The organism is Hydrocarboniphaga sp. (assembly GCF_028291725.1).
GTDB lineage: Bacteria > Pseudomonadota > Gammaproteobacteria > Nevskiales > Nevskiaceae > Hydrocarboniphaga.
The window spans coordinates 91186-105726 of record NZ_JAQGNT010000092.1; the positions used below are offsets into that span (position 1 = coordinate 91186).

10 protein-coding genes are annotated in these 14541 nt (G+C 66.3%); all 10 read left to right on the plus strand.

What is annotated here, in order from left to right:
• Positions 1-54: 54 nt before the first annotated feature.
• A complete protein-coding gene (locus JWQ90_RS23960; protein WP_299697530.1) occupies positions 55-831 on the plus strand; it encodes a DUF899 domain-containing protein in 777 nt (258 codons plus the stop codon).
• Entirely contained in the window at positions 828-1619 is a 792-nt protein-coding gene (locus JWQ90_RS23965) for a DUF2182 domain-containing protein (RefSeq protein WP_299697531.1), read from the plus strand. Before JWQ90_RS23960 ends, JWQ90_RS23965 begins: the two co-directional genes overlap by 4 nt.
• A 403-nt stretch (positions 1620-2022) precedes the next feature.
• Complete coding sequence (locus JWQ90_RS23970; protein ID WP_366919582.1) at positions 2023-2439, plus strand: EthD domain-containing protein; 417 nt, start codon at positions 2023-2025, stop codon at positions 2437-2439.
• A 25-nt stretch (positions 2440-2464) separates the two neighbouring features.
• Positions 2465-2980, plus strand: coding sequence for a nitroreductase/quinone reductase family protein (locus JWQ90_RS23975; RefSeq protein WP_299697533.1), 516 nt, complete (start codon positions 2465-2467; stop codon positions 2978-2980).
• A 112-nt stretch (positions 2981-3092) separates the two neighbouring features.
• On the plus strand, positions 3093-4262 hold the full coding sequence (locus JWQ90_RS23980) for a MaoC family dehydratase N-terminal domain-containing protein (protein ID WP_299697534.1): 1170 nt from the start codon (positions 3093-3095) through the stop codon (positions 4260-4262).
• 363 nt (positions 4263-4625) lie between these two features.
• Positions 4626-5276 (plus strand): Hpt domain-containing protein, encoded by a 651-nt coding sequence (locus JWQ90_RS23985; protein ID WP_299697535.1) that lies wholly within the window; start codon positions 4626-4628, stop codon positions 5274-5276.
• Positions 5277-5280: 4 nt separating this feature from the next.
• On the plus strand, positions 5281-8160 hold the full coding sequence (locus JWQ90_RS23990) for a response regulator (RefSeq protein WP_299697536.1): 2880 nt from the start codon (positions 5281-5283) through the stop codon (positions 8158-8160).
• 58 nt (positions 8161-8218) lie between these two features.
• Entirely contained in the window at positions 8219-8875 is a 657-nt protein-coding gene (locus JWQ90_RS23995) for a response regulator transcription factor (RefSeq protein ID WP_299697537.1), read from the plus strand.
• 121 nt (positions 8876-8996) lie between these two features.
• Entirely contained in the window at positions 8997-11054 is a 2058-nt protein-coding gene (locus JWQ90_RS24000; RefSeq protein ID WP_299697538.1) for a phosphocholine-specific phospholipase C, read from the plus strand.
• Between the two features lie 166 nt (positions 11055-11220).
• Complete coding sequence (locus tag JWQ90_RS24005; RefSeq protein WP_299697539.1) at positions 11221-14529, plus strand: FG-GAP-like repeat-containing protein; 3309 nt, start codon at positions 11221-11223, stop codon at positions 14527-14529.
• Positions 14530-14541: the final 12 nt, after the last annotated feature.

The window sequence follows — 14541 nt, forward strand, 5'->3', positions numbered from 1 at the left end:
ACCAAGCAACGCGCCGTATCGAGATCGGTACGACGAAACCATGGAGATAGACCGATGACGACACAGATGACCGGAACGCGGAAGCAGTGGCTCGCCGCACGCCTCGACCTGCTCGAGGCGGAAAAGGAGCACACCCGGCGCAGCGACGAACTGGCGCAGCGACGGCAGGCGCTGCCCTGGGTTCGGATCGACAAGGCGTATCGATTCGAGACGGACGCGGGTAGCGCCTCGCTGGCAGATCTGTTCCAGGGCCGATCGCAACTGCTCGTCTACCACTTCATGTTGGGCCCCGACTACAAGGCGGGGTGCCCGTCCTGCTCGGCGATCGCGGACGGCTTCGACGGCTTTGCGGTCCACCTGGCGAATCACGACGTCATGCTCTCGGCCGTGTCGCGGGCGCCGCTTGCGAAGCTCCAGGGGTACAAGCAAAGGATGGGCTGGAGTTTCCCCTGGGCGTCCTCGTTCGGCAGCGACTTCAATTTCGACTTCAACATCTCGTTCACCGAGGAGCAGCAGCGCGAAGGGGGTATCGAATACAACTACGAGCGTGGCGGCCACGCAATGGACACGACGCAGGTGCCGGAGCCCGTCGCCCGGATCGCGGCCTCATGCGGAACCGACGCGCCAACATTCGCCCGCGACCGGCCGGGCATGAGCGCCTTCGTGCTCGAGGACGGCGTCGTTTACCACACGTATTCCACCTATTCGCGCGGACTGGACGGCCTGTGGGGCATGTATCAGTGGCTGGATCGCGCGCCAAGGGGGCGTAACGAGAGCGGGGTCTGGTGGCGGCGCAATGACGAGTACGGGCAGCCTCGGGCGGCAGCGTGAACCGGGTTGCCGCACGCGATCGAGCATTCTTCGGCTTCTCGGCCCTGCTGTTCACCGCCAGCGCGGTGGTGACGCTGGTCTGGTCCGCATCGATGTCGGCGATGGGCGCCATGCCGATGCCGGGCGGCTGGACCATGTCGATGGCGTGGATGCGGATGCCCGGGCAGACCTGGCTCGGCGCCGGCGCCTCGTTCCTCGGCATGTGGGTCGTGATGATGGCAGCGATGATGCTGCCATCCCTGGTGCCGATGCTGGGGCGCTACCGTCGCGCCGTTGGCCATGCCGGGGAGCCGCGCCTGGGCCGGCTGACGGTGCGGGTGGGGCTCGGCTATTTCGCCGTGTGGACCGCGGTCGGAATGGCCGCCTTTCCGCTCGGCGCCGCATTGGCCGCGATCACGATGCGGTACCCGACACTGGCGAGCGCCGCTCCGATCGCGGTCGGTGTGGTGATCGTGATCGCCGGCGCACTGCAGTTCGGCGCATGGAAGGCCCATCAGCTCGCCGGTTGCCGGGATTTGGCGAAGTGCGACCTAAGCTTGCCGGCGGACGCCGGCACGGCCTGGCGACACGGCCTGCGCCTCGGGCTGCACTGCAGCTACTGCTGTGCCGGCCTGACGGTGACGCTGCTCGTCGTCGGCGTCATGGACCTGCGCGCGATGGCAGCCGTGACGGCGGCCATCACCCTCGAACGCCTCGCGCCGGCCGGTGAGCGCATCGCGCGAGCCATCGGAGCCGTCGTCGTCGGCGCGGGGCTGGTCCTCATCGGGCGAGCGGCCGGGCTCGGATAAGAGACTTGGAATCCGCGCGAACCTCACCCCCTCATCCCCTCTCCCGCTTGCGGGAGAGGGTGGCGCGGAGCGCCGGGTGAGGGGCTTCTTCACGCCGAACAGCCCCTCATCCGCCCCTTCGGGGCAGCATCGAACGCAAGCGGGAGAGGGGGACTTCTCGTTGCGGTAGTGCCATCCCCTCTTGGCCGAGATGTTTTTGCATTCGGTTCACAGCAGCGGCAAGCCTTCGACAAGCGCTTTGCATGTCTCTAAGCAGAATCAGCATTGGACAACATCGCTGTTGAATAGCAATCTGTCAGCCGGAGGGTAGGAGCCAGACCCAAACCGACTGAAGGCCTCTGAACGGTGTCCGCAGTCAGTAATCGGTCTGCATCAAACGAAAAGCGAGCGGAGAGACGGCAAGGTGTTCAAGCAGATTTGCTTTTTTCGGAAGCGCCCGGACATGACCATGGAGGAATTCATGGACTACTACGAGAATCAGCATTCGCAGCTGTCCAAGCGGGCCGGCCGTGCGCCCTCGATCCCGAACGCGGTGCGCTATGTCCGGCGCTACCTGCAGCCGGAAAAGAATCCCGTCACCGGTGAAGTCTACGACGCGGGCTACGACTGCATCATGGAGATCTGGTGGAACAGCCGCCAGGACTTCGAGAACTCGCAGAAGATCATCAGCTCGCCCGACCGCATCGCCTTCGTCAAGGAGGACGAGACGAAGCTCTTCTCCAGTCATGCCAACCCGGTTTGCTCGGTGATCGAATATGAGTCGCCGATGGGGCCGAACGGCGAAATGACGCAGGTAGAGTTGAGCTACGGCGAAAGATAACGGTCCAGCAAGGAGACTTTCTTTTATGAGTGACGAATCCTCCGCCGCCATCAGCGCCGTCAGGCGCGATTGGGCGGCAGAACATCGGCTGGCGTACCTGCGCTCGGGCGGCGCCGAAGGCCACATCATGGACATCAGTGCCGTCGGCGGCCGCAGCTTCGCCACGCATTGCCTGATCAAGTACCGGGGCCGCGTGAGCGGGAAAATCTTCATCACGCCGCTGTGTTATGCCGATATCGGTGGCGAGGTGGTGATTTGCGGATCGAAAGGCGGCGCTGACCACCATCCCGCCTGGTATCTGAACCTGGTCGCCAGCTCGCTGATCGAGTTTCAGATCGCGACCCAGGCTTTCCGCGGGACATGGCGCGAACCCGAGGGCGCCGAGCGCGACAAGGTCTGGTCTTTCTTCATCGACTGCCATCCGTTCTACGCCGCTTATCAGGCGGCGACTGAACGCGTTTTGCCGCTGGTGATGTTCAAGGCCATCGAGTCAACACCGGTGTTCAAGGAGTCCGATGCGACCGGTATCAGGCAGAACTGACAGTCCGTCGTCCCGGACCGAGTAGCGACATCGCGCCAAACAGTCAATCTATCGAAGCCATACGAAGATCGTGCATCCTGTTTGGCGATACCACGCAACCTGATCCCAAGCCATGAACGCACGCACGCTAGACTGCTCCGACATTGACCAGTATCTCGGTAAACCGCTGGATTTCTCTCCGATCCGCGAACCCATCGCCAACAACGACATCCGTCGCTGGGTCCACGCGATGCATTATCCGAACCTGCTGCACTTCGATCCTGCCTACTCGGCGGCCAGTCGCTGGGGCAGGCTGGTGGCACCGCAGAGCTTCCCGATCGCCGCCGACGACGGTCACGGCGCCGCGCCGGCTTGCGTTGGCAGGATCGAGAACTCGCACCTGCTCTTCGGTGGCGACGAATGGTGGTTCGAGGACCGCCGCGTGTTCGGCGGCGACATGATCTTCAACGAGCGCATTCCTTTCGACTACGTCGTCAAGGAAACCAAGTTCGCAGGCCCCACCTGCTTTCAGCGCGGCGACAATTTCTACCGCAACCAGGACGGCGAACTGCTGGCCAAGCACCGCTCCACCGCGATTCGTTACTCGGCACATGCCGGTGGCGAGTCGGTCAATCTGGACGACGCCGAAGACCCGGAGTGGAGCGAGGAGCAGATCGCAGCCCTCGAGGAGCGCAAGCTGGCCTGGGTGCAGATGCTGCACGCGCTGGGCCACAAGCAGCGCTGGTGGGACGATGTGAAAGTCGGCGAGCAGCTACCCGAACGCGTTTTCGGAGTGCACTCCATCGCCAGCTTCGCGACCGAATGGCGCGCCTATCTGGTCAATACCTGGGGCACGATGAATCTGCGCAAGCAGGACTTGCTCGCAATGGGCTTCACGCCGGAGATGGCGGGTTTCGAGAACGACCCCGACATGCAGCTGATCAACCCCTCGCTCACCGACGGCGCCTATTACGGCCCCTCGCGCGGCCATCTGTTCCCGCGCTTTGCGCGCAAGATCGGCATGCCGCGCGCCTACGGTTACGGTGCATCGATGGGCGCCTGGGTAACGGACTATCTGGCCGGCTGGGCTGGTGAACATGGCGCCGTCGTCCACTCGGTCGCCAACTACCGCGGCCCCGCGCTGTCCGGCGACATCACCATCCAGACCGCTGAAATCGTCGACAAGCTGGTCGATGACAAGGGCCGCCACCTGGTTCAAATCAAGCACAAGATGGCCAATCAGAAGGGCGCCATCATGTGTACTGCGACGGCGGAAGTCCGGCTGCCGAAGAAGCCGGCCTGATCAGCAGGCAGCAGGTCAATCGAGCTGCGTTGCGGCTCCTTCAGTAGGTCGGCAATCCCTTGCCGACATGTACCCTTGGATGCGCCACCGAGGCCTCACGTCGGCAAGGGTTTGCCGACCTACGATGTCGTCCGGGTTTTCAGCTTGCGTTTGAAAGCCTGACGGGTTGGCGGCAAACTTTGGCGCGTGGCCAGGACGGCTCGCCAAAATCCGCCCCGGGGGAGAGGCGTCATGACACCTTCAACTGACGCTGCGGGGACAGGCTTCGATAGCACCGTTGCGGCGCCTGCCGTCCTCGTCATCGATGCCGATCCGGTGCGCCGCCATCTCAGCGTTTTGATGCTCAGGCGACTCGGATGCCCCTTGTCGCAAACCGCTGAAAGCCTCGAGCACGCGGCCGCGCTGCCGGAGAGCGGAGCGTACGACGTGGTACTGCTCGACCTCGCCGCCGATGAGCCGCATGCGCTTGACGCCCTGTGCACCTGGTTCCAGACGCAGGCGGCGCCTGCACCGCACATCATCGCGGTCACCGGCGCGGATTCCGCCGATCTTCGCGACTCGTGCCTGGCAACCCAGGGCGTCGTCCAGTTGAGGCGGCCGCTGACGCGCGACGCGCTGGCGGCGGCGCTGGCCGCTGCCGCGGTATCGCCTTGCCGTGCCGACGCCGATTTCAATCCCCTGACATGGTCGGAATGGTTGCGGGTGTTCGGCGAGCGGGGGCTCACCGAAGTGGTGGCCGTCATGACGGCGGATCTCGGCGAGCAGCAGCGCCGCCATGCGGCCGCGGCTCAGGCAGGCGACCTGTACGCGCTCCGCCAGATCGCCCATGCGCTCCGCGGCGCCAGCCTGCAGTTCGGCGCCGAGGCCTTGGCCGATCTGTGCAATCGCGCGGAGAGCGCCGCGCTCGCCGGCGACGGCCCGCAAGCGCTGAGCCTTGGCAAGCAGATGATGACGCGGCACACGGCGCTGGTCGCGCGCATGCAGCGACAGTCCGGGCTGCTGCAGCGGGCATGAGATCATGATCTCCGTTCGCAGCTTCATCGGCGTCATTGCCTTCGTCGTGCTGGCCTTGCTTGCCGCACTGGCTTACGTCACGCATCTGCAATCGCGCAATGCGCAGTTTCAAACGGCAGCGGAGACCCGGCGCACCGAGTCCTACCGGCTGGCCGAGCAGATGCGCCAAAGCTCCAACGAGCTGACGATGATGGTGCGGCTGTATGTCTCCACCGGCGAACCGCGCTACCGCGACGACTTCGAGCAGATTCTCGCGATCCGCAACGGCACCGCGCCGCGGCCGCTGGGATACGACGGCTCGTTCTGGGACCGGGCCTTGGCGCATGGCACTGAGCACCTGCAGCTCGGCCCGCCCAAATCCTTGACCGATCTGATGCGCGAGGCGCAATTCACCGCCCAGGAGTTCGATGCGCTGAACGCATCGCGGAGCATCTCCGACCGCCTGGCGCAGATCGAGACCGAGGTGATGAGCGGCCTGGCGGCCTTAGCCATCAAGCCGGACGATCCGCACTACGCCGAGCGCGTGCAGCCCCTGTACCGGCGCCTGGTCGGCGCCGACTACTACGGCTACAAGGACCAGATCATGGCGGCCATCGAGGGCTTCATCGCCCTGGTCGACCGTCGCGCTCTTGCCGACATCGAGCAGCTGCGTGCGCAGAGCAGCGGCCTGCTGCGCCTGCAGATCGCGCTGGTCGCAGGCCTGATCCTGGTGAGCATCGCCAGCTTCATCGCCGCAAGCCGTGGCCTGGTGCGGCCGCTGCACGGCCTGATCGCGATCACGCGGCGCATCGCCGCGGGCGACTACGGGCGGCGCGTCTCGCTGCGCTCGGCCTCGGAGCTGCGGCAACTCGGCGCGAGCTTCAACGAGATGGCCGGCGCGATCCAGGCCGACATCGCCCATCGCGAAAAGGCCGAGCAGCTGGCGCTGGAGGCGCGGGCCGAGGCCGAACGCGCCAACCAGGCCAAGAGCGCCTTCCTGGCCAACATGAGCCACGAGATCCGCACACCGCTGAATGCGGTGATCGGCATGTCGGAGCTGCTGCGCGATACCGCGCTCGATGCGGAGCAGCGCGACAGCGTCGAGATCATTCACGGCAGCGGCGAACATCTGCTGTCGGTGATCAACGACATCCTCGACTTCACCAAGGTCGAGGCCGGCATGGTGGAGCTGGACGAGCAGGTGTTCGAGCTGCGCCGCACCATCGAAGAGGCGCTGGAGCTGGTCGCTGGAAAGGCCGCTGAAAAGCATCTCGATCTGGCTTGCGAGTTCGCGCCCGACACGCCCGAAGTGATCAAGGCCGACCGTGCCCGCGTGCGCCAGATCGTCGTGAACTATCTTTCCAACGCGGTGAAATTCACCGAGCGTGGCGACGTGCTGGTGACGGTCTCGGCCGCCGTCATCGAAGACTGCCGTTACCGCATCCGGATCGCGGTGCGCGACTCCGGTATCGGCATTCCGGCGGATCGCCTCGACCGCCTGTTCAAGACTTTCAGCCAGGTCGACGCCTCGACCACGCGCCGCTACGGCGGCACCGGCCTGGGCCTGGCTATCAGCAAGCGTCTGGCCGAGCGCATGGGCGGCGATGTGGCGGTCGACAGCCATCCGGGCCTGGGCTCGGTGTTCCACTTCAGCTTCATCGCCGAAAGTGATCCGCAGTGGCCTGCGCCCATGCGTGCGGATGCGTCGCTGTTGCGGAACAAGCGTCTGCTGGTGGTCGACGACAACACAACCAACCGCCGCATCCTGCGCGCTACCGCGCAGGCCTGGGGCATGCAGGTGAGCGATACCGGATCACCCGAGGAGGCGCTGGTCTGGATCGAGCAGGGCCAGGCTTTCGATCTCGCGGCGCTCGACTACCTGATGCCCGGCCTCGACGGCATCGCGCTGGCTCAGCGCATTCGCGCGCATCGCAGCGCCGCTCAGCTGCCGCTGCTGCTGCTCAGCAGCGAACGGCGCACCGCTCGCAGCCTCCCGGACTTTCAGCTGGTGATGCTCAAGCCGCTGCGCCGCAGCGCGCTGCTCGATGCCTGCGTGGAATTGCTCGGCGGCGGCCGCCGCGCAGCTGAGATCCCGAAGGCGGCCGCCGGCGCCGTTGCCGCCAGGCCGCTGCGCATCCTGCTGGTCGAAGACAACCCCATCAACCAGACCGTGGCGCTGCGCATGCTGCAGGCGATCGGCTACTCCGCCGATCTGGCCGACAACGGCCTGGCGGCGGTGCAGGCGGTCGAGCGCCAGCGCTACGACCTGGTGCTGATGGACGTGCAGATGCCGGTCATGGACGGCTTCGAGGCCACGCGCCGCATCCGCCGCATGCCACCCGAGCGGCAGCCGCGCATTTTTGCGATGACCGCCAGCGTGCTCGACAGCGAGCGCCAGGAATGCATCGCCGCGGGCATGGAGCAGCACATCGCCAAACCGATCCGCAAGCTGCAGCTGGAGACGGTGTTGCGCGAAGTGGCGGAGGGCCTGCGCAAGGCCGGGCCGCAAACCGAGACCCCGAGCGCGGCCGAGCCGAGCGTATCCGCCGACGCGCGTCAGCAGGCGCTCGCGAGCCTGATCGACGAAGTCGGTGCCGAAGGTGCCGCCGAAGTGCTCGACACCATGATCGGCAATGCCGCCCAGGCCTGCGCCGCGTTGCGCGAGGCGGTCGCGCGCAGGGACCTGCGGCGCTTGCGGCGCGAGCTGCACAGCATGAAGGCCAACTGCGCGATGGTCGGTGCAGCGGAGTTGTCGGCCCGTTGCGGGCAGCTTGAACGCGCGATCCGCGAGGATGCCGTCGGCGAAGGCTTCGAAGCGCCGGTCGAGTCGATCGCGATCCGCTACTCCGAGCTGGCCGAGGAATTGACCCGCCACCGCGGCGATCTGCAAACTGCTGACACTTAGTTCAGGGGGAAGCCGGAACCAACGACGCGCTGCCAATGCGTCCGGCCGGCTCGGGAACATGGATCCAGTTGCAACCGAGACGGAACTCGCGGTGATCATCGCCGACGACCACCCCTTGTTCCGGGTGGCGCTGCGCCTTGGCGTGCGCTCAGTGGCGCCTCTGGCGCGCACGGTTGAAGTCGACACCTTCGATTCGCTCAAGACCGCGGCGGCTGCGCATCCCGACGCGGCGCTGGTGCTGCTGGACCTGCTGATGCCGGGGGCCGAGGCGCTGTCCTCGCTGGAGTTCCTGCGTTCACATTTTCCGGCGCTGCGCGTCGCGATCGTGTCCGGCGTGGAGCAGGGCGGCCTGATGCGAACTGCCCGGGCGCTCGGCGCGGTCGGCTTCGTGCACAAGTCGGCGACGCCGGAAATCATGCAGCGCGCGCTGCACCAGCTGCTCGGCAACGCCGGCAGCTGGTGGCCCGAGCCGGCCGCGACCGAGGCACCGATGCAGGACGCGGCGGCGGCGAAGCTGGAGCGTCTGTCGCGCCAGGAGCTGCGCGTGCTGCTGCAGATCAAGGACGGGCGTCTCAACAAGCAGATCGCCGGCGATCTCGGTATCAGCGAATCCACGGTCAAGTCCCACATCAGCACCATCCTGCACAAGCTCGACCTGCGCAGCCGCACCCAGGTCGCGGTGTTCGCGCAAAAACTGCTGTCCGGGACTCAATGACCTCGACCTGTCCCGTTATTTCATCGGGCCTTCAAATGCCCTGACTAAGCTGAGCGGATCAACCAGGGGATGCCGAAATGAAATCCAAGCCGCAAGCGCACTACAGCCGGAGCACACGCTCATGACGCTGCATTTCAATCGTCGCGGCTTCCTCGGCATGGCGGGGAGCAGCATGGCGGCGGCGATGCTGCCTGCCTCGATCCGTGAGGCACTGGCAATTCCGGCCAGTTCATCCAAAAAGTCCATCGAGGACGTGGAGCATGTGGTGATCCTGATGCAGGAGAACCGCTCGTTCGATCATTACTTCGGCACGTTTCCGGGAGTACGCGGCTTCGGTGATCGCTTCACGATCCCGCTGCCCGGTGGGCGCACGGTCTGGCAACAGCAGGACAGCTTTGGTGTCGAGGTGCTGCCGTATCACCTCGACAGCAGTATCGGCAATGCACAGCGCGTATCCGGCACACCGCATAGCTGGCTCGATGCGCACGCCGCCTGGAACCAGGGACGCACCGGGCACTGGCCGCAATGGAAGGAGCGACAGTCGATGGGGTATTACCGTGAAGCCGAACTGCCGTTCCAGTTTGCGCTCGCCAATGCCTTCACCATCTGCGACGCCTACCACTGCGCGATTCACAGCAGCACCAATCCGAACCGGCTCTTCATGTTCACCGGCACCAATGGCCCGGGAGGCTGGGGCGGCGGTCCGGCGATCGACAACACCAACGACGATCTGGGCCCCTCGGCCAGCGGCTATACCTGGACCACCTATGCCGAACGCCTGCAGGCCGCGGGCATCAGCTGGAAGGTCTACCAGGACATGGCCGACAACTTCACCGACAACTCGCTGGAGGGCTTCAAGACCTTCCGCGCTGCGTTCGAAAGCGAGCCGACCTCGCCGCTGGTCACGCGCGGCCTCAGCAGCACGCTGAGCAACAACGATCTGCAGGGCCTGCGCAACGACGTACTCGCCGGCGTGCTGCCGCAGGTCAGCTACGTCGTCGCGCCGGCCGCGTATTCCGAGCACACCGGCCCCTCATCGCCGGTGCAGGGCGCCTGGTATACGCAGCAGGTACTCGAGGCGCTGACCTCCGATCCCGAAGTGTTCTCGAAAACCGTGCTGCTGGTGATGTTCGACGAGAACGACGGCTTCTTCGATCACCTGCCGCCACCGTGCGCGCCCTCACTCAATGCGCTGGGTTTCAAGGCCGGCGCCAGCACCGTCGACGACAGCACTGAGCGGCATAGCGGTGGCCTGGTCTACGGGCCGGGGCCGCGCGTGCCGATGCTGGTGATCTCGCCCTGGAGCCGTGGTGGCTGGGTCAACTCGCAGACTTTCGATCACACCTCGATCGTGCAGTTCCTCGAGCGCCGCTTCGGCGTTGCCGAGCCCAACATCAGCGCCTGGCGTCGCGCGGTCTGCGGCGACCTGAGCTCGGCATTCAATTTCAGGAATCCGAACGACGAGCCCTTGCCGACACTGCCGGCTCAGACTCGGGAAGAAGCCGATGCGCTGCGTGCCTCGCAGGAAGCGCTGGCCCAGATCGTCGCACCGACCGGCGACGCCGGGAGCCTGCCGCAGCAGGCTCCCGGAACACGGCCGTCGCGCGCGCTGCCTTACGAGCTTCACGTCAGCAGTTCGGTCGACGCGGCGACGCGGCGAGTGCGACTGGTCTTTGGCAACGCCGGCACGGCTGGCGCCGTGTTTCATGTCTACGATCGCACCGCACTGTGGCAAATACCAAGGCGTTACACGGTAGAGGCGGGCAAAATTCTGGCGGATGACGGGTTCGGGAATCTGCCCGATGGAAGCTACGATCTGTGGGTCCTGGGCCCCAACGGTTTCCATCGACACTTTGTCGGGACGGCTCAAGGCGCCAGCTGCGACGTGATCGTGGCTTATGACACGACAGCGGGCCGCTTGTCGCTGACATTGAAGAACACCGGCGATGAAACGCAGCGGATGACGATTACCGCGAACGCTTATCGCGGCCACGCCCCGTGGATTATCGAAGTGCCGGCAGGACAGCAGATCGAAAAGAGTTGGGGGCTGAAGGACTCCGGCTACTGGTACGACTTCAGCGTCGTAGCGGAGTCTCCGACGATTTTCATGCGCCGCTTCGCCGGGCGAATCGAAACCGGCCGGCACTCGGTCAGCGATCCCGCATTCGGCGCTTCTTGAGGGTAGGTTGGGGTGAGCGCAGGGCACACGTTGGGGTTCGCTGCGCTCACCCCAACCTACACGAACCGCGGGCACTCATACCAAAGTACTAGTCCCAAGTAGCAATTGAGGGCTGACCCGGGAATCAGGCTGAATCAACACTTGGATATGGCAGGGGGAGCCAGTCATGCAAGGGAGTTCACGCGCAAGATTCGCACGCGCTGCGCGCGCCGTCGCGCTCAGCGGCATGGTCACGCTCAGTGCGCTCGCCGACAGCACTTCGCTGACCGTTGGCGACAGCAGCGCCACGGTCACCGGCGCCGGCGCGGTGTCGATGGACTTTCCGATCACCCGCAGCGGCGATCTGAGCTACGACGCCTATCTGGCCTACCAGACCGCGGACGACAGCGCCGTGGCGGGCACCGACTACACGGCCAGTAGCGGCCGCGTGCTGATCCCGGCCGGCGCCAGCAGCGCCCTGGTTTCGGTGCCCGTGCTGGGCAGCAGCGCGCCCAAGACCGACCGCGCATTCCAGCTCGACGTGCTGGCTGCGGCGGGCGTCGGGCCGACGCCCGCATTCGCCGCGGCGGTCAGTTCAGCCGTGGGCAGCCGACCGAACTCCGTGGCCGTCGGCGACTTCAACGGCGACGGCAAGCCCGACCTCGCGGTGGCGAATACCGCCGCCAGCACCGTCTCGATCTTGTTCGACAACACCGCGCCGGGCGCGAGCAGTGCCAGCTTCACCCTGGCCGCCAGCGTGGCCGTGGGCAGCCAGCCGGTGTTCGTGGCCGTTGGCGACTTCAACGGCGATGGCAAGCCCGATCTGGTGACGGCGAACTACAACGGCAACAACGTCTCGATCCTGCTCAACAGCACCGCGCCGGGCGCGAGCAGCGCCAGCTTCACGCTCGCCGCCAGCCCCGGCGTTGGCGCCCAGCCGTACTCGGTGGCGGTGGGCGACTTCAACGGCGACGGCGAGCCCGACCTGGCGGTGGCGAACTACAATAGCAACAAGGTCTCGATCCTGCTCAACAGCACCGCGCCGGGCGCGAGCAGCGCCAGCTTCACGCTCGCTGCCAGCCCCGGCGTTGGCGCTCAGCCGCGCTCGGTGACGGTGGGCGACTTCAACGGCGACGGCAAGCCCGACCTGGCAGTAGCGAACGCCAGCAGCAACAGCGTTTCGATCCTGCTCAACAGCACCGCACCGGGCGCGAGCAGCGCCAGCTTCACGCTGGACTCGAGCCTGGCCGTGGGCCAATACCCGTACTCCGTGGCGGTGGCCGACTTGAACGGCGACGGCATGCCCGACCTCGCGGTGGCGAACGCCGGCGACAACAGCGTCTCGATCCTGCTCAACGGCAGCGCGCCGGGCGCGGGCAGCGCCAGCTTCACCCTGGCCGCCAGCCCGGCCGTGGGCAGCCAACCGGTGTCCGTGGCCGTGAGCGACGTAAACGGCGACGGCAAGCCTGACCTGGCGACGGCGAACTATGGCGGCAACGCCGTCTCGGTCCTGCTCAACAGCACCGCGCCCGGGTCCGCCAGTGCCAGTTTCACGCTGGCCAGCTACAGCGTGGGCAGCAATCCCGCATCTGTCGCCGTGGGCGACTTCAACGGCGACGGCAAGCCCGATCTGGCCGCGGCGATCGACACCGGCAACCGCGTCTCGGTGCTGCTCAACACCACGCCGGCGCCCACAGCCGGCTTGGCGCTCGCCGCCAGCCCGGGCGTGTCTGGCCTGTACGATCCGATCACGACGGCGGTCGGCGATTTCAACGGCGATGGCAAGCCGGACCTGGCGGTGGTCGGCTACAGCAACGACGACCTCTGGGTCCTTCTCAACAGCACCAGGCCGGGCGCGAGCAGCGCCAGCTTCACGCCCACCGCCGCCACGGACCCCGGCAGCTACCCGACCAGCGTGGCGGTCGGCGATTTCAACGGCGACGGCAGGCTGGACTTGGCCGTGGCGAATACCTACAGCCGCAACGTCTCGATCTACTTCAACAACACCGCGCCCGGTGCGAGCAGCGCCAGCTTCACGCTCGTGGCGAGTCCGGACGCCGGCAACAACCCCTGCGCCGTGGCCACCGGCGATTTCAACGGTGACGGCAAGCTCGATCTTGCCGTGGCCAACCGTGACGGCGAGGTCGCGATCCTGTTCAACGACACCGCGCCGGGCGCCCCCGGTGCCAGCTTCACGCTCGACGTCAGCCCGTCCACCTTCGGCCTCGAACTGTGCTGTGTGCTCGTCGGCGATTTCAATGGCGACGGCAAACCCGACCTCGCGGTGGCCAACATGGACACCAACACGGTCTCGATTCTGCTCAACCAGATTGCGCCGGGCAGCTCGACCGCCAGCTTGGCGCCGCCGGTCGACCTGGCCGTGGGCAACACGCCGCGCTCGATGACGCTGGGCGATTTCAACGGCGATGGCCGGCCCGACCTCGCGGTCGCCAACAGCGGCAGCAGCGCCGTTTCGGTCCTGCTCAACACCACTGCGCCGGGGGCGGGCAGTGCCAGCTTCACGCTGGGCGCCAGTGTGCCGGTTGGGGTCTACTCCAGCGCGGTGGCGGCAGGCGATTTCGACGGTGACGGCCGGCTCGACCTCGCGGTCGCCAACAACTCCACGACGGTTTCGATCCTGCTCAACCGTACCGCGCCGGGCGCGAACACTGCGAGCTTCACGCTCGCTACCAGTTCACGTACCGGCGACTATCCGAGCGCCGTGGCGATCGCCGATTTCAACGGCGACGGCAGGCCGGATCTGGCGACGGTGGATCGCGGCGAAGGCTACGGCGGCGTGTCGATCCTGCTCAGTACGCAGTACCAGGCCAAGGCCAGCGGCAGCGCGATCGGCACCATTCACTACCGCATTCCGGTGGCCACGCTGAGTGCGTCTTCGCTGGACTTCGGCAACCAGGTCGTCGGCACCAGCAGCACGGCGCGGAATCTGCAGCTCGGCAACAGCGGCAACGCTCCGCTGACGATCTCGTCGATCGCCGCAAGCGGCGACTTCGTCCAGACCAGCGACTGTCCGGCCAGCCTGGCGCCCGCTGCGCAGTGCGTGATCAGTGTCGTGTTCAGTCCCACTGCCACCGGCGCGCGCAGCGGCACTCTGAGCGTGGCCACAAACGCGCCCGACAGCCCGGCCGTCGCGAGCCTGAGTGGCAACGGCGTGCTCAAGTACGACACGCAGCTCACCGCCTATCCGGTGCTGGGCACGCTGCTGCCCTTGCAGCTCAATCTGAATGTCTCCGCGCTGCTCCAGGCCTTGCAGCCCGCTGTCGCGCCGCTGGCCGGCAAGCCGATCGTCTTCACCACTGCATCGGGACAGCCCATCTGCACCGCGACCACGGATGCCAGCGGCAAGGCCGCGTGCCCCGGCACGGGGCTGCTGAGCGTGCTGCTCGGCGGCGGCAGCTACCGGGCGAGCTTCGCCGGCGATGCGAACTACAAGGCTTCCAGCGGCAGCGCGCCGCTGCTGGCGCTGACGCCGTAGGGCGCGCGCGAT

Bases quoted from the DNA above. Each gene is read 5' to 3' on its own strand.
- JWQ90_RS23980 (WP_299697534.1), top strand. From the start codon at position 3,093: ATGAACGCACGCACGCTAGACTGCTCCGACATTGACCAGTATCTCGGT.
- JWQ90_RS23960 (WP_299697530.1), top strand. From the start codon at position 55: ATGACGACACAGATGACCGGAACGCGGAAGCAGTGGCTCGCCGCACGC.
- JWQ90_RS23990 (WP_299697536.1), top strand. From the start codon at position 5,281: ATGATCTCCGTTCGCAGCTTCATCGGCGTCATTGCCTTCGTCGTGCTG.
- JWQ90_RS24005 (WP_299697539.1), top strand. From the start codon at position 11,221: ATGCAAGGGAGTTCACGCGCAAGATTCGCACGCGCTGCGCGCGCCGTC.
- JWQ90_RS24000 (WP_299697538.1), top strand. From the start codon at position 8,997: ATGACGCTGCATTTCAATCGTCGCGGCTTCCTCGGCATGGCGGGGAGC.
- JWQ90_RS23995 (WP_299697537.1), top strand. From the start codon at position 8,219: ATGGATCCAGTTGCAACCGAGACGGAACTCGCGGTGATCATCGCCGAC.
- JWQ90_RS23975 (WP_299697533.1), top strand. From the start codon at position 2,465: ATGAGTGACGAATCCTCCGCCGCCATCAGCGCCGTCAGGCGCGATTGG.